Source organism: Alkaliphilus transvaalensis ATCC 700919 (genome assembly GCF_000621485.1).
In the GTDB taxonomy this organism is placed as follows: domain Bacteria; phylum Bacillota; class Clostridia; order Peptostreptococcales; family Natronincolaceae; genus Alkaliphilus; species Alkaliphilus transvaalensis.
The window spans coordinates 238,447-257,348 of sequence record NZ_JHYF01000006.1 but is presented as its reverse complement, the minus strand read 5'-3'; the positions used below and the strand labels follow the sequence as shown (position 1 = coordinate 257,348).

Annotated in this window: 18 protein-coding genes; 1 reads left to right on the top strand and 17 read right to left on the bottom strand. The window is 34.5% G+C overall.

The annotated features are described in order from the left end of the window. Window positions 1–46 precede the first annotated feature (46 nt). The 10 genes from spoIIR to T335_RS0107265 form a co-directional block, all read right to left on the bottom strand. A complete protein-coding gene (gene spoIIR, locus T335_RS0107310; RefSeq protein ID WP_026476960.1) occupies window positions 47–706 on the bottom strand; it encodes a stage II sporulation protein R in 660 nt (219 codons plus the stop codon). Window positions 707–801: 95 nt separating this feature from the next. Beyond that, a complete protein-coding gene (locus T335_RS0107305) occupies window positions 802–1,962 on the bottom strand; it encodes a Ger(x)C family spore germination protein (RefSeq protein WP_026476959.1) in 1,161 nt (386 codons plus the stop codon). Further along, entirely contained in the window at window positions 1,955–3,067 is a 1,113-nt protein-coding gene (locus T335_RS0107300) for a GerAB/ArcD/ProY family transporter (RefSeq protein ID WP_026476958.1), read from the bottom strand. Before T335_RS0107300 ends, T335_RS0107305 begins: the two co-directional genes overlap by 8 nt. Beyond that, window positions 3,067–4,647 carry a spore germination protein gene (locus T335_RS0107295; RefSeq protein ID WP_026476957.1) on the bottom strand — a complete coding sequence of 527 codons (1,581 nt, stop codon included), beginning with the start codon at window positions 4,645–4,647 and terminating at the stop codon, window positions 3,067–3,069. Before T335_RS0107295 ends, T335_RS0107300 begins: the two co-directional genes overlap by 1 nt. Before the next feature lie 14 nt (window positions 4,648–4,661). After that, window positions 4,662–4,868, bottom strand: a complete 207-nt coding sequence (locus T335_RS0107290) for a CLC_0170 family protein (protein WP_026476956.1) — start codon at window positions 4,866–4,868, stop codon at window positions 4,662–4,664. Between the two features lie 225 nt (window positions 4,869–5,093). Further along, a complete protein-coding gene (locus T335_RS0107285) occupies window positions 5,094–5,828 on the bottom strand; it encodes a nucleotidyltransferase family protein (protein WP_026476955.1) in 735 nt (244 codons plus the stop codon). A 3-nt stretch (window positions 5,829–5,831) separates the two neighbouring features. Then, window positions 5,832–6,542, bottom strand: coding sequence for a GntR family transcriptional regulator (locus T335_RS0107280; RefSeq protein ID WP_026476954.1), 711 nt, complete (start codon window positions 6,540–6,542; stop codon window positions 5,832–5,834). After that, window positions 6,535–7,410 carry a 4-(cytidine 5'-diphospho)-2-C-methyl-D-erythritol kinase gene (gene ispE / locus T335_RS0107275; RefSeq protein ID WP_026476953.1) on the bottom strand — a complete coding sequence of 292 codons (876 nt, stop codon included), beginning with the start codon at window positions 7,408–7,410 and terminating at the stop codon, window positions 6,535–6,537. Before ispE ends, T335_RS0107280 begins: the two co-directional genes overlap by 8 nt. A gap of 172 nt (window positions 7,411–7,582) precedes the next feature. After that, window positions 7,583–9,157: a DUF3794 and LysM peptidoglycan-binding domain-containing protein gene (locus T335_RS0107270; protein WP_026476952.1), complete on the bottom strand. Its 1,575-nt coding sequence runs from the start codon at window positions 9,155–9,157 to the stop codon at window positions 7,583–7,585. Window positions 9,158–9,383: 226 nt separating this feature from the next. Beyond that, a complete protein-coding gene (locus tag T335_RS0107265; RefSeq protein WP_026476951.1) occupies window positions 9,384–11,702 on the bottom strand; it encodes an S-layer homology domain-containing protein in 2,319 nt (772 codons plus the stop codon). A gap of 193 nt (window positions 11,703–11,895) precedes the next feature. Between T335_RS0107265 and T335_RS0107260 the strand changes: the two genes are divergently transcribed. Then, on the top strand, window positions 11,896–12,882 hold the full coding sequence (locus tag T335_RS0107260) for an AIR synthase family protein (RefSeq protein ID WP_026476950.1): 987 nt from the start codon (window positions 11,896–11,898) through the stop codon (window positions 12,880–12,882). Window positions 12,883–12,992: 110 nt separating this feature from the next. On the opposite strand, the gene T335_RS0107255 is transcribed toward T335_RS0107260, so the two are convergent. The 7 genes from T335_RS0107255 to T335_RS0107225 form a co-directional block, all read right to left on the bottom strand. After that, complete coding sequence (locus T335_RS0107255) at window positions 12,993–13,514, bottom strand: ECF transporter S component (protein WP_026476949.1); 522 nt, start codon at window positions 13,512–13,514, stop codon at window positions 12,993–12,995. 188 nt (window positions 13,515–13,702) lie between these two features. Next, a complete protein-coding gene (locus T335_RS0107250; protein WP_026476948.1) occupies window positions 13,703–14,254 on the bottom strand; it encodes a hypothetical protein in 552 nt (183 codons plus the stop codon). Between the two features lie 116 nt (window positions 14,255–14,370). Then, window positions 14,371–15,207 carry a YjjW family glycine radical enzyme activase gene (locus T335_RS0107245; RefSeq protein ID WP_026476947.1) on the bottom strand — a complete coding sequence of 279 codons (837 nt, stop codon included), beginning with the start codon at window positions 15,205–15,207 and terminating at the stop codon, window positions 14,371–14,373. Then, window positions 15,200–16,690, bottom strand: a complete 1,491-nt coding sequence (locus T335_RS0107240; protein ID WP_026476946.1) for a YjjI family glycine radical enzyme — start codon at window positions 16,688–16,690, stop codon at window positions 15,200–15,202. The genes T335_RS0107245 and T335_RS0107240 overlap by 8 nt, the downstream gene beginning before the upstream one ends. Window positions 16,691–17,018: 328 nt before the next feature. Then, entirely contained in the window at window positions 17,019–17,213 is a 195-nt protein-coding gene (locus T335_RS0107235; protein ID WP_026476945.1) for a DUF4177 domain-containing protein, read from the bottom strand. Window positions 17,214–17,303: 90 nt separating this feature from the next. Continuing rightward, the gene (locus T335_RS22225) at window positions 17,304–17,462 is read right to left on the bottom strand and encodes a hypothetical protein (RefSeq protein WP_156943643.1); all 159 of its coding nucleotides are present in this window, start codon (window positions 17,460–17,462) and stop codon (window positions 17,304–17,306) included. Window positions 17,463–17,506: 44 nt separating this feature from the next. Beyond that, complete coding sequence (locus T335_RS0107225) at window positions 17,507–18,829, bottom strand: helix-turn-helix domain-containing protein (RefSeq protein WP_026476944.1); 1,323 nt, start codon at window positions 18,827–18,829, stop codon at window positions 17,507–17,509. Window positions 18,830–18,902: the final 73 nt, after the last annotated feature.

The following is an 18,902-nucleotide window of genomic DNA, read 5'->3' as shown; positions in this document are numbered from 1 at the left end:
TCCAATACCCTAAAGGGGAGTATAAATTAAACTTTATTCTATTATATTAGAAGCTAGTGGCTAACTTAACCACCTGATCCCGTGAGCTTCTATAAAAATCTACAATTTTTGATCTAAGCTGTAATGGAATTTCTTTTTCATCAACTTGTGCATAAACTAGTTGATATTCTTCTTCCGACAGGGCTGACTGTAATTGTTGCTGTGTTTTTTCATCAACTAAACCATTTTTAACATCTATAAAACATAGGGGAGGAAACATCACACACCACCAATTTTGTCCTTCTCCTTCACCAATGATCACCCGCAAAGCTTCGTAATTGCCAGCTGAAAAGATGATATTTCCATATTTTCTAGTGGGAAAGATATGCTCTCCTAATACAACTTCTACCTCATAATCTATTCCATTTTTTTCAATTTCTTCTTTTGCTATTTGCTGAATTCTATTTAAATTGTCTGTTATGATGTCTCTACTCTCGGCTATACTGCTGACCCCTTCTAAAACCTCCGCCATGTCCATCATAATTCGATCCCTTACCTTAAGCTTTAATTGTTGGTCTTCTGGCGAATCGCTATTTGCTAATACATGAAACCTTATCAAGCTATTTTCATATTTAGCCTCATTAGCTATAAAATTTGATGCACTTACAAAGGCATAGCTAATCAACAATATTAGAGCCACCATCATTATTAATCGTTTTTTATTCATTCCATTTTCCCCCTAAGTATCTAATTCATTGTTATATTCTCAGTATGTTCATCTAAGGGAAAAAATATACAAGATTAACTTAATTATCTAAAGTATTATCGGGATAAACCGACTCTTCTAATCTCTGTATCAACGATAACACTAATGTCTACTGTGGGAAAGACTTCATCCCAGTCATCACCTACCCGTCTCCAAATGTCATGATGAAACTTTTTGATGTAGTCGTCCAGTTCTAAAACATCTGTTCTAAGTTCTTCTTGTAGTTTCTTAATTGTATGGGTAACCATAGTTTCTACGTTATGATTAATCTTGTCTTGTAGAGTGTTAAGAAATTCTGGGTCTAGAACATCCTTCTTAGGGTCAAAGTAGTATTGAATAATATCCCCTTCTAAATCAATATTAATAGTAAGTTTTATCTGGTCGTTATCTTCTTCTACACTATATCTACTATTGGTTTCAGTAACTTGAAAAGGAATCACAATATCGTCATCGTCCCTTACCGTTAAGTTAAACATTTTTACTTCCCCTTTAGCAACCATTAGACCTACACTTTCCCGTTCTCCTAGCCAGCCGACTAATTGAAAATTATTAATGATGGCTGCTCCACCTTTTTTAATCTCATTTTCTGAAGCCATGATACGAGGAATTGCTACATTACCGTTTTTATGTAGAGAAATTAAAATATCATTTAGGTCATGTAGAGGAACTCGGGCCGATACATCTCTTCCCCTAAATAGATCTGCAATAAATTGTCCCGTTGCAGGTTCTAAATGGGGCTCTACTTCTAAAATATCCTTTGCTTCCCCCTCAACAATAGCTAAACTAATTTTTCTACTAATGAGGGGGTCCTTTTCAAAGGCATCTAAAATTTCCCTAAACATATGCTCGTTTTTCACTACTTCTTCCCCCAGTACAACTGCCTTTAAGTGTCCTAAAAATATCTCGTTATTACTCCTAGTTGCCACTTGCCATTCAGTCATATAAATATTTTCTCCTACACTACTCATTAAGGCATTAATCACTTCTGCTTCACCTCCAAAGCCAATTTCAGGCTTTGGAAAGAAATAGGTTACTCGATAATGGGCTTCGTGGGCAATTTCTTCTATTTCTCCCCCCTCTTGTTGGGGCACTACATGGTCTATTCCTAATGCCAAAACAAAGGCCCTTTCATCGGACTCTATTTTATCCCAACATCCCGTTAATATTAGAGCAACTACAAGGGGCACAAGTACTAGACTTTTTTTTCGCTTAAACATTAGCATCCCCCTCCCTTTTAGAAGTTTTTTTAATTTTCATCACAATTATAATTAAAATTGGCACCCCCAACAATACCGCAGGGGCAGTATAATTTACAAATATATCTAAATAACTATAGGCTGCAGCCATACTATCAGCAGACAGGGCTATAAAGTATAAAAGAGGTAATAGGGGTAAGGCAAAAAACCGATTATCCCTTGCTCCAAATAGATCTCCTAGCAAAATTACCTTTACCAATAATAGTGGTGCAATAGACATAAATACCGTCATAACCCACATCCCCATAACAACTGCCTCTACATTTTCTATAAACAGTCCTGGAAATTCAATGGTCTTAAATAAACTTAATGTTGGCCAATTTAGATGAACTGTTTGTTCTACCCCAAATTGAGCAATGGTTACAATGTTTAGCAGTGAATAAATAGCCATTGCCACCAAAATTGCTATAGAGCTTTTTTTCATCACCTGTTTTGGTTTATTAACATAATAACCAAATATCAACAATATTTCAAAGCCTAAAAAACTAAAGACAATAGTGGGAATCCCTGCAATTAAATCTTCAATCGAAGTTTCTAATACAGGCATTAAATTAGTTAAGTCACTACCTTGGGTCGCTAATGCAAATAAAATAATAGAAGGTATAAATATTAAAGGTACTAATAGCTCTGCCATCCTTGCCAAAGCTTCTATCCCACTTCTGGCCAAGTAAGCTGCCACCAACAAAATTGTAAAAATGATCACCTCTATTGGTGTCCTTAAAAGTAAAAACATTTTTACTACCTCAGAAAAAATCCTGACTAAGGAGCCATTTAAAATAATAAAATAGATTACATAAAGAGCCACTAAAAAATAGGCTACAGGTTTTGATAAAGTTTCACTAAGTATTTCGATATACCTTTTTCCTGGAAAAGACTTGACAATGTAAGTATGGATTAAAACCAAGCCTATGGTAATAATTCCTCCAATTAGTATTAAAATCCATCCATCGGGGCCTACCGCCTCTGCCAGTGCTCTAGGTAAGGTTAATATTCCTGTCCCCACGATGGTAAGTAGTAGTATGCTCCCCAACTGAGTGGCTGAAATCCTATTATTATCAAAATTCATCATCTTTCCTCCTCATTGCCAAAATACTCTTGCCTCTTATCATCCAAACGATTTCTTTGGTTTGGATTCACATGCTGATTACGATTATTCATAGCTAAGAGGGGCTCTCTAACAAAGGTATCTCCTAAATCTCCCGACTCGTCAATAAAGGTTACAAAGGGTGATAAATAAGGCACATTGAAGCTTTTTAAACTACATAGGTGAACTAGAATAACTAGAAAGCTTAACATGATCCCATATAGACCTAAGAACCCTGCTGCAAATATGAATAAAAAACGTAATAGCCTAAAGGCTATAGCCACGTTATAACTTGGAATTGCAAAGGAGGCGATGGCTGTAATTGCTACAAAAACCACCATTAAAGGTCCTACAATTCCAGCTTCTACTGCCGCTTGTCCAATTACTAGCCCCCCTACAATCCCGATTGTAGACCCAATAGGCCCCGGTAGTCTTACCCCTGCTTCCCTTAATAACTCTATGGTGGCTTCCATTAAAAGGGCCTCTACGATAGCAGGAAAGGGTACAGTACTTCTGGTAACCGATAAATAGATTGCTAATTGTGTAGGTACCATTTGAGGATGAAAAGAAGTAGCTGCTACATAAATCGATGGAAGTATTAAAGATATAATGGCAGCAACATATCGAAGTATTCTTACTGCCGTGGCAATGTTCCATCTTTCATAATAGTCTTCAGCCGACTGCATCATGGCATTAAGGGTAGCAGGTACAACCAACGCAAAGGGACTATTATCTACAAGGATCACAATTCTTCCCTCATACAATGCAGCTGAAGCCACATCTGGTCTTTCTGTATTTTGAATTTGTGGAAAGGGAGATGTCCAGTCATCCTCTATCAACTGCTCTATATAACCACTGTCTAGAATAGCATCGATATCAATTTGTTTAAGGCGTCTATTAGTTTCTTTTAGAACAGATTTATCTACAATATCTTCTATATACATAACTGCCACATCGGTTTTTGAGCGCTTGCCAATTTTCATTTGCTTTACCTTTAACTTTGAGTCTCTTACCCTTCTACGGATTAATGCAGCATTAACTTTAAATACTTCATTAAACCCGTCCCTTGGTCCTCTTATAATCGCCTCCGTCTGAGGCTCTGAAATCCCCCTCGATTGGAAACCCTTCGAGGCAATGACAACAATTTTATTATAATTATCCACTAAAAAAATAGTCTCGCCTGTTAGCATGAAGTCTAAGGCTTCTTCAATGGTCTCAACCTCTGTAATTTCTGCAACGGCAATCGTTTGTTTTTGCAAATGATCACTTAATTGATTTTTAATTTGGGCTCCATCGGGTGGAGCAATTCTCGAACCCACGAGAACATTATTTAGCACAAATTCATTTAGTACAGGTGTATTAACCATTCCATCTACAAACACTAATGCAGCCTTAGTTTTATGATCTACGCCAATTTCCATTTCTCTATAGATAATATCATCACAGTCAACTAATATTTCTTTAATCATTTTTAGGTTCTTTTCTAAGCTTTTGTTGGGTGGTGTTTTAGCACCATCTTTTTGCTTCTTTTTCTCCCCAAATAATTTCTTCCATAACCCCATTCTTCACCTCTCCTTTACTCTAATATCTTTAACGCAATAAAACTAATAAGGCCACCTACTATATAAATATAGGAAATAATCTTTGCAATTTTCATTTCTTTAAAAAACTCTCTTTTCCTTAACTTTGAGGCATCTACCAATAGGGTATATATTCCTATGGCTAAAATGATAACTAAAATAAATATATTGAATAAACCAGCTATTACATCTAAAACTTCCATTTTACCACCTACTTTTCCATAATTTCATAATATAATTTTTACATTTTAAGGATTTTATATACAATAAATCTAAAATCTGTTGAAATGAAAAAAATCTACCCTTTTTAGGATAGATTTCTGCTTTGTTTCTATTTTGTTTATTTATTTGAGAAAATTGCATAATTGATATTATATTTATATTAATGCAAAATAAAAACTTCACTGCTTAGTGTTCAACGAGACTTATTAAATATATTTTTCAAGGACTTTTATATCTTCAACCCGATCCACATCGTTTCCGATTTCGGGGTGTTGATTAATTAAAGCCGTTGCCCTTATATTAAATCGTTTTTCTATGTGATTTTCTATTTCTTTTATCGTTAGCTGGCGAACTAATAACTTAAAAAGGAACTTTAAACCTAATATGCTACTCATCTTAACTGGATTCTTACGATTTTCAACCATTAGCCTTGCCACTTTTTCAATCTTATCTATCGCTTTAGGGTTAATTAGCACTAAATTTCCCCCTGTATAGGAACCATCTTTTAAAGTAACAAAGGTTCTCTTAACATCAGGAAAAACCTTCTGACACAGATCTTTTTCGATAATTGGATAGACTAGTTCGATAGTTTCATGGTTGGCTTTTTCTATAAAATCAGTAATCATACTTCCTTTTAACAAAGGGATATCACATGTTGAAATCAAAATATGATGATCTTCCCCAAAATGATCAGTGGCTAACAGTAGGTTATCAATGATAGATTCTTTTTCTGCTACAAGGACATCTACTTCATTACCTATTACTTTTTTTAATTCTTCTGTATTGCCTATAACCATGATATTTTCAATAGATTCAGAATTTTTTAAGGCGTTAATTACATATTTTATCATTGGATAACCTTTAAAATTTAGTAAAGCTTTATTTATTTTTGGGGACTCACCATCTCCAATTCTTCCTCCAGCTAAGATTACTGCATTCATGGACTATACTTCCTCCTGTGGTGTGATTTCCTTTTTCCCCTCTTTATCTTTTAATACTGCCTCCATCATGTGACTACCTAAATTTTCGATATGTTTTGTTGCACATTCCGCTGCCCGTTCTGAATCTCGCTGAGAAAGGGCTTCAAGAATTGCTTGGTGTTCTTCAACTAATTCTTTAGCTTTGTTATACTCTGAAATATATGTTACACGGAAACGATAAATTTGCTCCCTTAAACCTTGAAGAATTTGATTTAATTTAGCATTTCGAGATGAATTCACAATTCGATCATGGAATTCAACATCCTTTTCAATCATGCCTGGAATATCATCTTTTTGATAGAATTGCTTAAATTGATAGGAGATTAGTTCTAGTTCGTCTAGTTCTTCATCTGTCATTCGATCTGCTGCTAGTGAGGCTGCAAGCCCTTCTAAAACCCCTCTAATTTCTAATACCTCTAGGATATCTTTTATTGAGACATCGGCAACATAAGCACCCTTTCGAGGAATCATAATGACTAGTTCCTCTAGTTCTAATTTTCTAATCGCTTCTCTTACAGGTGTCCGACTTACCCCCAATTGCTCTGCCAGTTGAATCTCCATAAGCCTTTGTCCTGGCTCCAGCCTTCCTTCCAAAATTGCCTCTCTTAAATTTTCAAATACAATTTCCCTTAGGGGTTTAAATCCTTCAATTTTAAGGTTTTGCAAATTACTCATCTTCATTCCTCCTACAATAGCTTTGAATCATATATGTTTGTTTATATAGAATAGATAAATGCTCATAGGCTGATTTTGCTTTTTCGTAATTTTTGTATAAGCCAAATACAGTGGGCCCACTTCCAGACATCATACTACCTAAGGCATTGTATTCCATCATTTTATTTTTAATTTCTTTTATAACTGGATATTTTACTTCCGTAACAGTTTCTAAGACGTTCTTCATATTTTTTGACAAGGAAGTAATATCTCCTTTTTCTATCGCTCTTAAAAGTTTTGGCGTATTAGGTCTATCTATCATTCTAGACAAATCTAGTTGACCATATACTTCTGCAGTTGAAACCGATAATGCTGGTTTTGCAATCACCATCCACACATTTTTCAAGCCCTCTATGGGGGTTAACTTTTCCCCAATTCCCTCCGCCAAAGCGGCTCCACCAAGAATACAAAAGGGAACATCTGCACCTATTTCAACACCTATTTTCATCATTTCTTCTGTTGATAGATTTAAGTTCCATAGTCGATTTAGTCCAGTAATAACTGCAGCCCCATTTGAGCTTCCACCAGCTAAACCTGCCGCCACAGGTATATGTTTTTCAATGAATATATCGATACCTTGGTTTATATTAAAGTATTTCTGCATTTTTAATGCAGCTTGATAGGCAATATTTCCCGAATCCTTAGGGATAAATTGACAGTTACTCATTACCCTAATTTGCTGATCTGTTCTTTCTGTTAAAGTGACTTTATCATATAGATCAATCTGCTGCATAATCATCTGAACTTCATGATAACCATCGGGTCTTTTATTGATAACATCTAGGGATAGATTTATTTTTGCTCTAGATTTTAATTGGATTTCTTTCATCCCCACCAACTCCTTCATAATTCCTAACATTATATATTATATACTCAATAGAAATTTTCCTGCACAGACTTAAAAGATATTATTTTTTTTCTAATAAATCATATTAAAAGACCGCCTTGCAAAGCGGTCTCTTATCTAAAATACTAAAATATTTAAATTCTTTTAGAATTTTTTAAAACTTAAATTGATGTATCTTTTCAATTAGTATGTAGTCTCCTACCTTAACATCTTCAATATTGGCGACATTATTACTATCTAATATCTGCTTAACTGTAGTATGATATCGTTTAGCTACCTTCCAAAGAGTGTCTCCCTCTTGCATAAAGTAAAGGGTAATACTTGGTTTATGGGATAAATTAACTGCCTCTTCTAGTTCTTCTATTCCATTTACTACTTCCATTACCTTTTTAGCATAGGCTTCACAAGTAGCTCCTATATTTACTTTAATATCAACTTGACTACTGTTTACTAGGCTATAATCTACCTCTTCAATAGATAGTTCTACATTTGCCTCCATATCTTCCTTTAAGCCATCAACATCTACATAGTGTCTAAAAGGTACTTCCTGCATAAAACTATAGAGGGGTTGTAAATCTTCTTCTGAAATATAAATAACTGTAGACTCTAACACGCCTTCTATAATGGCTTTGTCTTCTACTAGACTATAGTCGGTTAATATTGGTTTTACCTGTAAGGAGAACAATCTTTTAATTTCTGGTTGGCTATTAGGAATATCTAATGTTTCTCTTAAAGTCATATGGGCTCGGTTCATGCCAATATTTTCTTTAAAGACAACTTCATCCTTCTGCAACTTAAGATTTTGGCTTGGCGAGTAGGCATCTACAATTAACTCTTTACTCTGGCTATCCATCACCTTAACATCAACCTTAGTAACCCCTTCTACTTCAATGATTCTTCTCTCGCCCTGCAAATCTTCCTTTATATCGGTATATAAATCATTAACACTTAATTTTAATTTGTACTTTGAATCACTATATACATCCTTCATTTCAATAAAATGGGTAAAAGGAATTTCTTTTTTATAGATATTTAAAGTACTTTCTAAATCTTCACCTATGTAAAGAATTTCTACCATCATTGTTCCACCAACAATAACCTTACCTTCAGTGATTTTTGTTTCCTTTTCTATTGCTCTGGCATTCCATTTTAATATTTCTTTAACACCAGGTAATTCATCTTCAATTTCGAAAGTATCCTTTACTAGGGTATCGGTTGAAGATTCTCCAACAATTTCTGTATAATTTAGTTTTTCTTTTAATACTTGTAGGTCAGATACTCCCCCTACTTCTTTAGTTAGTTCCTGCTGTCTTTCTTCAATTCCTACCCCTTGTAGGTTAATTACTGCTTTAACTCCAATTTTACGTTCATTGTTAATGGTAAAGTCAATATGCTCAATTTCTCCTTTAACTTCTGTTTTCATCTTCGATGTGATTCCCTCTACCGAAATAGATTGTTTGAATCCAGTACTACTATCAATACTATATAGGGATTCTTCTCCTCTATCAGAAACATAAAGAATTTTAAATTTTATAACCCCTTCTGTATTAATTTTATTATCTACAGCTTCTTTTTTTGTCACTTGAATCATTCCATCAACTGATATAACCCGGGTAATATCTGGCTTAATATCTGGAACCAGTATATCTCCTTCTATGATGGCCTGAGCAGTATCTTGACCGACTATTTGATCTGTTGAAAACACATCTTTTATTAACTCTACAGGCATTTTATTTCCTCCCTCCACATATTTAAAAAGTCTTATAATAATAATATTTACTTCCTGTTAAATTATGTTATAAAGTTTGATAAACCATTGGTTCGTCCAGTATAATTTCTCTATATATATATGAGATGTCTATAAAAAAAAGAAGTGAATTTATAAATCTTTTCACTTCTTTTTTAATCTGTTTTAGTCCTTTATTTAGGACTTTATCTAGACTTTATCTTAGACTTTATCTTAGGATATTAAGGAGTTTTTTAAAGCCTCGATAAACGGATACTGCAACTTGCTCTAAGGTGACTTTTTCCTTTGGCTCATATCTTTCTCCCGTGCCACCGATTACTTCTAAGCCATAGGCTATTGCTGTGTGGCCTAAGTACTCTGGTGTAATATCAGCAACATCTTCAACTGGAAGGGTATAGATATTTTCCACGCTGGCCAACTTTTCTAATCTTCCCATCTTCACCAACATAACTGCTAATTCTTCCCTTGTAACAGGGTTTTCTCCATTAAAGGCAACTTCTTCATTTTCAATGATCCCTTGTCTAACTGCCATTTTAATATCATTATAATAGGAATCTTCTGAGCTTAAGTCAGTAAATTTTAATTCTAGATCATCGTTTCCATAGTAGTAGGCGTTACCCGTAGCATTTACGATAATTCTAATGACTTCTTTTTTAGGTAATACATCTGCTAGATTAAAGTTTTGAAGGTCAATAACTCCATTATCATGCATAATGGTCAATTCTCTTTCTGCCCAATGACCCTTCAACAGTTCTGCTACTGATTCTAATTTCTGCTTTTCTTCCCTTACTTCTTCACCCCTAAAGTCTAATAATTTTCCTGTTTTAGCATCGACATTCTGGAATAAAAATTGATTCTTGGGTTTTATTCTATATACCAATTTAAACTCTTGTTCTACTTTTTCATAGGGTGTAGCACTTGGAATTAACCCATAAGCTAATTCTAATTCAGTCTGTTCCGTAAAAAGCTCCAAAGGGATTCTCTTATCTATTAATCCTTCTGGTTTAGGTAAGGTTATATCGTCCCATCTATAATCTAAGTTTTGTAATTGCCCAGTTATGGTATCAAAGCTAACTCTGATATTATTGTAGGGGAACTGAATTCCGTTGGCTTCTCTGGTAAAGTTAAAGTGGTACTCTAAATTCTGCATCCTTACATTATCTACATAATAAAAGCTCTCTATAAAGGTTTGCTCTGTAGTTACGTCCTTTAATTTATCGGGATATAATTCTTTAATGATGTCAACCGCCTTTTGATAAGCTTCCTCCCACTGAAGTGCTGGCGTAAAGTCTCCCTCTCCCATCATCATTTCTCTCATCGCCCAATTGTAATAGTTAATACCAGTAATTTCTTCTGTCATCGCGTTAATTGTAATTCGACCTCTATTATATCTATTATTCCCTAATACAAACTCGATGTTCCAAGTTTTTGTATTGTTATAGCCATAGCTAGAGAAGTAATTAGTCCCTTCAATCTTTACATCCTTATAGATTTTATTTAATACATCGGTGGCAACCTTTAAGGCCTCTTCCTTAGTCATTTCTTTTTCTCTATTTGGCTTTTTCTTTGTTAGATTTTTAAAGCTCTCTTTTTCAGAGGCTTTTACATCAATTACCTTTCTATCCCCAATCTGTTGATACTGGTCTAAAAAGTCTCCAGTATTTGCATCGATTAAATTACTGGAAACTGCATCAGGTGTATAGACCAGTTTTACATCATTTATTGGTTGATCATAATATCCATTAGAAGCAGGTAAATAATTTAATTTGAAGTCTATAGCTTCTTGAAAAATTTTTCTCGCCTCTTCTTCTGATATAATACCATTTTTTGTTGGTACTTTTTTATCTGACCAGCGATACTCGTAGGAAACCACCTCTCCTGTTCCGCTATTAACCCCTATGCTAATTCCTTCATTTATAAATGGAGTCCCTTCGTGTTGCCTCTCAAAAAAGACCCTATACTCCCTTGGGTACAGCCCCTGGCTTCCTAAATATTGATACATGTAGTAGCTTTCATTTAATGGTTCTTTAGAAAGTTCTTTTAGAACTTCCGGTTTTTTTGACTTTAGAAAGTTATAGGCAATTGCCTTCGCCTCGTCGAAAGTAAATTGTGTAATATTACCTGCTTCTTCCTGATAGCCTTCATGCTTTCTAACTGACATTAGCTCCCCAGTTTCATCACTGATAATTGCATATACATATAGATATTTGTCCTTTTCGTTGATATTTACACTTAACTGCCATGTAGAAGTATTATCATACCAGTCTTCTCTAAACTCTATGTAGCTTTGGGTACCTTCCTTTTTTTGACCTAGATCAATATTAAAAAAGCTTTTAATATGACCATACAACAATTTTTCTGCTTCTTCTTGGGTTAACATAGTTTCATGATTACTATTTTGCCGTACCTCTTCAACTCTAACTGCATGTTTCAGCTCTTCTGCAATAGGCTCTGAAGCAAATGCAACAACATTTGAACACACTAGACCCATTGCCAATAGGCAGCTAAAAAATTTTTTATACTTCATTAGATCACCCCTTAATTATCATTCCTCTCTTATATATTCCAATAAAAGATAAATGAGACTTAATTTTTGATATTGTAACTAATTTGTAATTTGTTGGAACTTTATTAAAGTCTATTAACATGCCATTGATTTTTGTCATTACTTTTAGAGGGTATGTGTTATAATATTGCTAGAACAATTAAGGGGTGGGATAATGAAAATTGGTAAGATACCTAGTGAACTACTAAAGGAAATTGTTTTTTCTAATATAACTAATCAAAGACCTGAGGTCTTGGTTAGACCCAATATAGGAGAAGATTGTTCGGTAGTAGATTTTGGTGATTATGTTTGTGTTATGAGTACTGATCCCATTACTGGTACTACAAAGGACATAGGCAGTTTAGCCGTACATATTTCATGTAATGACGTGGCCTCTAACGGAGTTGAGCCACTAGGGATTATGCTAACGATTTTAGCTCCTCCCTCTACAACTAAGGAGGACTTGCAACAGGTAATGGCACAAGCAAATGAGGCTGCAACCTCTATTAATGTGGAAATTATAGGGGGGCATACTGAAATTACAGACGCTGTTAATCGAATGGTTATCAGTAGTACCGCCATCGGCAGGCAATTAAAGCGTGATATGGTATTTACTAAAGGGGCAGAAATTAACGATTTAGTCATTATGACAAAGCACGCTGGTTTAGAAGGTATTTCAATTATATCGAAAGAGCTAGAACCACAGTTAAAGGGTCTATTATCGAAAGAGGAAATATTAACAGCCCACTCATTTTCTAATGACATTAGTGTTGTGAAGGAAGGGGTTATTGGTGGCAAACTAGGCGTTAGCAGTATGCATGATGTAACGGAAGGTGGCATCTTAGGTGCTTTATGGGAGTTAGCCGAGGCCTCGGGGCTAGGCATAGAAGTCTACCAAGAAGATATTCCATTTAGAGAAGAAACCATAAAGATTTGTAACTATTTATCTATTAACCCCTTAAGGCTAATCTCTAGTGGTGTAATGGTTATGACGGTTAAGGAAGCTCTAAAGGATGATTTATTAAATGCCCTTAAGACCAATGGAATTGATGCTACTATAATAGGTAAAATGATAGCCAAAGACCGAATTATAATTAGTAAGCATGGGGAAAGTCTTCTAGCCCCCCCTGATGTAGACGAACTTTATAAGGCATTGTCTTAAAAGATATTGTTTTAGTAAAGCTTGATTTCTAACTATAAATAAAATAAAACTCCTTAACTGAAGTAATGTCATTTAAACATTTACTGATTCAGATAAGGAGTTTTCTATTCTTAAAGTCCATCTATAAAGCTTTGAAAGGTACGGTTCTTTTTTAAAACCAAACCAATTGGGAAGAAAATAACCCCTCCACCAATGCCTTGAAGAATATCCCAAGGTATACCTGCTATGGCTACATTAAAGCCTATGATAAAGCCTCCTGCAATATAGTAGCCTGTAACCATAATGAGGGTTCCTACAATAATTGCAACTATATTTCTGAAATTGATCAATTGTTTACCTTTTCCATCTGCAATTGTACCTACAGTGTATCCCATTAAACATTTAATGATTAGAGTTGGTATTGCCCACTGTCCGTAGCCAGCCAGAATATCAGCTAAAAACCCACCAAGTCCACCGGCTATTGCTCCTTTTTTTCTGCCAAATAAAATAGCCGCTAAAAAGATCAAACTATCTCCAACGTGGATAACTCCACCTGTAGCAGGTACAGGAACCTTAATGGAGATTGTTGCTACGGTAACCAATCCAATTAATAGCCCTAAAATTACTAAGTTTTTCGTTCTATTTTGAGGCATTGTTGACCCTCCTTAAAATTGTATGTACATTGTATCTATTTTGTATCTATTGATATTTTAGCATGGATTGGTGTTGGTGTAAATAGCGGTTTATATAATATTAAATTAATTCTGAGGGTTCTATAGTCCAATAAAAACATAATGGCTGACAACCTGAAATACATCGTTAGGATTTTCTTACAAAATTCTTATTCCAGCATAAACGTTACTAAACTAAAGAACTTACTAAATTCACTTACCCATTCTTTGTTAGTATCAATTTTGTAAACTGCTCCATTTGCAATATCAATATATTCGTTATAAACTTTTGCTACTCGTTTTAGCCCGTTAATATCATTCACATCTAATTCAGTAGTTAGCTTATTCATTGAATAATTGTTATAAAACCCCATTACTTCATGATAGGATAGCATATTTCTTGTTGTAAGGTTTTTTTCAATATATCTTTTTGAATATGTGTTGTCTATGTTGTTTGATATTGTTGATAAAGAATCTCTAATTTCAATGAGTTGTGCTATTAACTTTTCTAAATCGTTAGAAGAAAGTTCTTTGTTTTCAATATGTTGTTGAATCTCAAAATTGCTATTAGTGGCAAGTTTTTGTATTTTTATCAACTCATTTCTATTTTGTAGCATTATGAGATCTTGAAGTTTCTGATTTGTTTGATATAGGTTTACTATGCCATAAACTAATATACAACATACAATAATACTTAAAACTATTCTAAAATTAGTTTTCATATACACCTCCTCCTGTCAAATACCATTTCCCTCTCCCCTACAAGAAGGTTACCATCTATATACTCTAGGGAAAGTAGTAGATGATAAAAAAAAGAGCATTTCTGCCCTTTTATTAACTAAACCAAAACAACATCTCTACATCCCTCTTCCTCAGCCAATGCCTTCAATTCTAAAAGCATTTCATCGGTTGGAGAAGATGCCTCTACCAACCCTTCCCTTACTCCAAGGGCTCTATACTTAATGATCTTATATCTAATTTCAGGATTTAAGGATGCTATCAATTTACTGGTGTTTTCTACATTTCTTTTGTTGTCTAGCAAATTGGGTACAATAACCGTTCTTACTTCATAAAGCTTGCCTAGGTTAGCAAGCTGTTTAATGTTTTCTATAACTGTACTACATCCTAAACCCGTAAGCTCTAAATGCTCTTGTTGGTGGGTAGACTTTAGATCCACCATAAACTGATCCACCACAGAAAGAAAGGATTCTTCCTCCCATAAAGGAATAGAACCATTGGTGTCTACAAAGGTGGTTAAACCCATTTCCTTTACTCCTTTAAACAATTGGGTTAAAAAGGGGATTTGAAGGGTACTCTCACCACCCGATACAGTAATACCAGAAATAAAGGCTTTAGTCTTATTAATTTCCTCAATTATTTCATCTACCGTCATCAATTTTACCCTTGGAGAGCTATTTTGCCTACAGGTTTTCAAGCATTGATGACAACCGGTACAAAGGGTATCATCCCACCTTACTTTTCCGTCAATAAGCTTAAGGGCCTCTACAGGGCAGGTTTCGACACATCTACCACAATGGTTACAATGATTAATGGTTTCGGGGTTATGACAATAGAGACAATTAAAATTACAACCTTGTAAAAAGATAGCTGTTCTGTTTCCAGGCCCATCTACCGAGCTAAAGGGGATGATCCGATTAACCGCCACCTTATTCATCATTTCGCAGCCTACGATCTAACACTTTTTGATTTTTAACAGAGCCTAATCCTAAAACTACTGTATCATGTAACACTTGTTGACCAGCGTCTAACTTCTCCATGTCAGACTTTTTAACGAGATAACCTGTAATTCGAATTACATCACAATCGGTACAGTAGAGGGAAAAATATCTCATGTTAATGTTAAAGGCTCCTTTAATAATATCTAGGATATACTTGGGATTACCCTTGGCAGTTTCATCAAATTTAAAAATATCGCCTATTCCCGATGGGAAAAACTGATGAAAAGGTGCAGACTGTATTAAATGTTGATGGATTTCTGGTTCGTCACCTATTGGTATTCTACAACCGGGGCTAATACCGTGGTCAAAGTCTGTACCAACCTGTGCATGTAACAAATATTTCCCCTCAGAGGCTTTACAATAGGGAGCAGCATGTTGACTAACCAACTGATGCATTTTTTCAATAATACTTAGCCCCAGTTTGTTTGCCTTATCCCCATGACCAAATTTTTCATTTAGACTTTGGGGGTTAATTAAGTGATTAACAGCCTCTGCTAACCCAAACATACCGAACATAGCCGTAAAGTGATCTAAGTCTAGTAAACTCTCTTTAACTAAGAAACTAGTTTGGAAGAACTCACTTTCTTCTACTAAAAACTTAATTCTCTCATCCATATATCTATTCATTCTATTAATGGCATCTGGTAAAACTTCTGTCATGAAGTGTTCTTCACTGTTGGCTTTTGGGGCTAGAGCCGCTAGGTTAAGTCTAACTAAAGTATGACTACCTCCGCCTATTTTTAATCCGTTATAGCAGCTGACAATGCCATAGTTTCCTAAATCCTTTGTGAAGGCTTGGTGGTTAGCAAAACTTGGTTTAGCTGTCACTAAAGCCGTTTCAATTGCCTTAAGGGCCAATTGGTCTGGTGTTTCGTCACTATATTTAAGGGTAATATTAGGTACAGCATTTTGAAGTTCTTTTTCTACTTCTAAAATAATTCTACCTGCCTTGGTATCGTATGGCCCTATATTAGCATGACAAAATGAGTCAGTTAAAGTTCTATCGATATGGGTTAAGAAAAATTTAATTGCTTGCTTAGCTTCCTTCTCATCCTTAATAAAGGGTTCTAAAAGGGTATCAATATTGCCTATATATACAGGGAAAGAAGTAATTGATGGTACGTGCTTATACAGAATCAATAGATTATTGATGGCTTCCCATAAGTCAGTTGGTGGCTTTAGATTTAAAAACTTACTGCCTTCCTCCATAAATTTTTCATAGTTAGGAACAATGTATCTTGGTCGATATGGGGCATTTCCTTCAAATAAATCGCAAATAATCCCCTCTTCCCGATAGGCTTGTACCTCTTCATCAATCTTCAGTATATCTATACTATTTTCTGCAACCCTTGCTAAACCAACAACTTTTTGCTGATAGGTTAAGGTTTGATCTTTAATCGTTCTTAATGCTTCATTCACGGAAATCACTCCTTTAATATAGTTTCTGCCCTTTAGGTCTTATTTATAGATTATATGGGGAATTTGCATAACTAATTTTTATTTATACTTAAGGGATGGAAAATAAAGCTTTACTGCTTAGTGTTTAATTGTATTTATTCTTATTTTATCATAAAAAAAGTGCCAAGAGTACTTCTTCTATAACCTAATGAAGTACCCTTATCACTTTTATATATACCCACTCATAAGTATATGTAATTTTTTTTGTATTGTTATTTTTGTATTTTAATTAGATTAACCAATACTTTAGACCGTTGAAGGACTGTTTAAAAATTGCTAATGTCCTCCTTTATATTTCCTTCTTTAAAGTGTAGACAATCATTTTAGTCTTCCCATTTCCTTCGTTAGTCGTTATGGTTGAAACGACTTCCCACCCCAGACTTCCTAATTCATTAAGCCTTTTTTCTATATCTTGAGAATCGATTAAACCGCCAAACACACCCTTTGACTCAAACTCAATAACCTTATAACTCCAATTTTTCATAGCATTATTCCCTCTTTTAGATTATAAGCAATTTATATCTTCTTATTTGTTTACATATGTTTTACATATGTTAAATTGAAACCGCTTCTTCTAACCTATTTTAGCATCTGGATCTTGTTGTAATGTAAAGCCACCACCATTGCTAGGGTTTTCTACATTATTTAAATTGATATTCCCCCAAACCAAAGCACTATTTAAAATAAGCGCCGAAATTGCTAAAGATAATATTGTACCTTTAAACCTTTTCATAAAATTTCCCCCTTTTTTAGAATTTGCTCATCCTCATATTAACTTTATAGGTAGTTTTTTCTCATTTTCACAAGATATTCTTCTGCCTTTTCTATTTCTCCTAACCGCAGATGGATATTAGAATAGAAGCTATAAAGTTCAGCCTTATATATTTTTAAATCCTTTTCGATAATTGTTTTTTCTGCCGTCTCTAAATGGGCCAGAGCAGTTTCATAGTCATTTGTCTTTAAATAAAGATCTGCAAAGGCAAAGTGCATATTTAATAAAACTTGTTGTTTTCCTACTTTATCCGATAAGTGTAATGCATTTTCCAGCAGACTAACCACTAAATCATAATTTTCTAACAAACTATAACATTTTGCTTCCAATAAGTACAGGGCAGGTATATATGCCATATCAACTACATTCTTTAATTCATTTGCTTTTTGAATGTATTTTAAAGCTTTTTCGGGCTTATTTTGACTTACATACAGCTCTGCGTAGTTGTCATAAAGTAAAAATAAGGTCTCTTTGTCTAATTCTTTTTCATTGTTTTGTAGCCTATCATAAAGCCTTAAGGCCTTTTCATGGTTTCCTATGTCTCGGTAGGTGTTGGCCTCCACCAATAGTGCATTATCTAAAATAACTTTATGCTCTGGACCATCCCATTTTAAATCCCTTAAGATATTTAAATGACTTAGGGCTAAATCGTATCTATTTAACTGTCGATAACATAAAACTTGATTATATATGGCCAATACCTTTCTTTTGTCTTTATCAGCAGGTTGGTAGACCCTTGCCGTATCAAAAGCTTTAACAAAATGGATTATAGCAGTATCTAGAGACAGTTGCATTTTGTAAACATTACCAATGTTATTATACATTTTACCCGTCAGTTGGTGGTCATTGGTCCGTAGGGAATATTCTAGCACATCTAAAAACTCTGCTAAAGATTCATTAAATTGATAGTTTTGGTAATAAAAAGTACCCCTTACAACTTTAAATTCTGCTAATTCCCTCTCTAAGCCCCATTCTTTAATGTGACTTAAAATTTTATCGAAGGTATTCTCTAACAAATGCTGGTCTACATTGCCTTTATTAATTACCTGTTGTAAATGATCGATATCTTCTTTAATGGTTCTACGGGCTTCATCTTCTTCTGTTTCCATTAAAAATTCGGCAGTAATCTTTTGCCCCAACCTTTCATAATAAACGTTTAAGCAGTCAGCAATAATATGGGCAGTTTTCCAGGTTAAGTTACGCTTGTTACTTTCGATCATACTTACAATACTTTTAGATAATTCATCGTTAGTCAAGGCATCTTGCGTTAATCCCATTGCCAAGCGAAGTCTTCTAATCTTATCGCCAGGTCCTACACGCTTTGCCATTGTTTCCCCTCCTCTTTAGTTAAAATCATGGGCTTTATTATGTCAATTAATGAAGTCGTTTAATTTCCCCAAT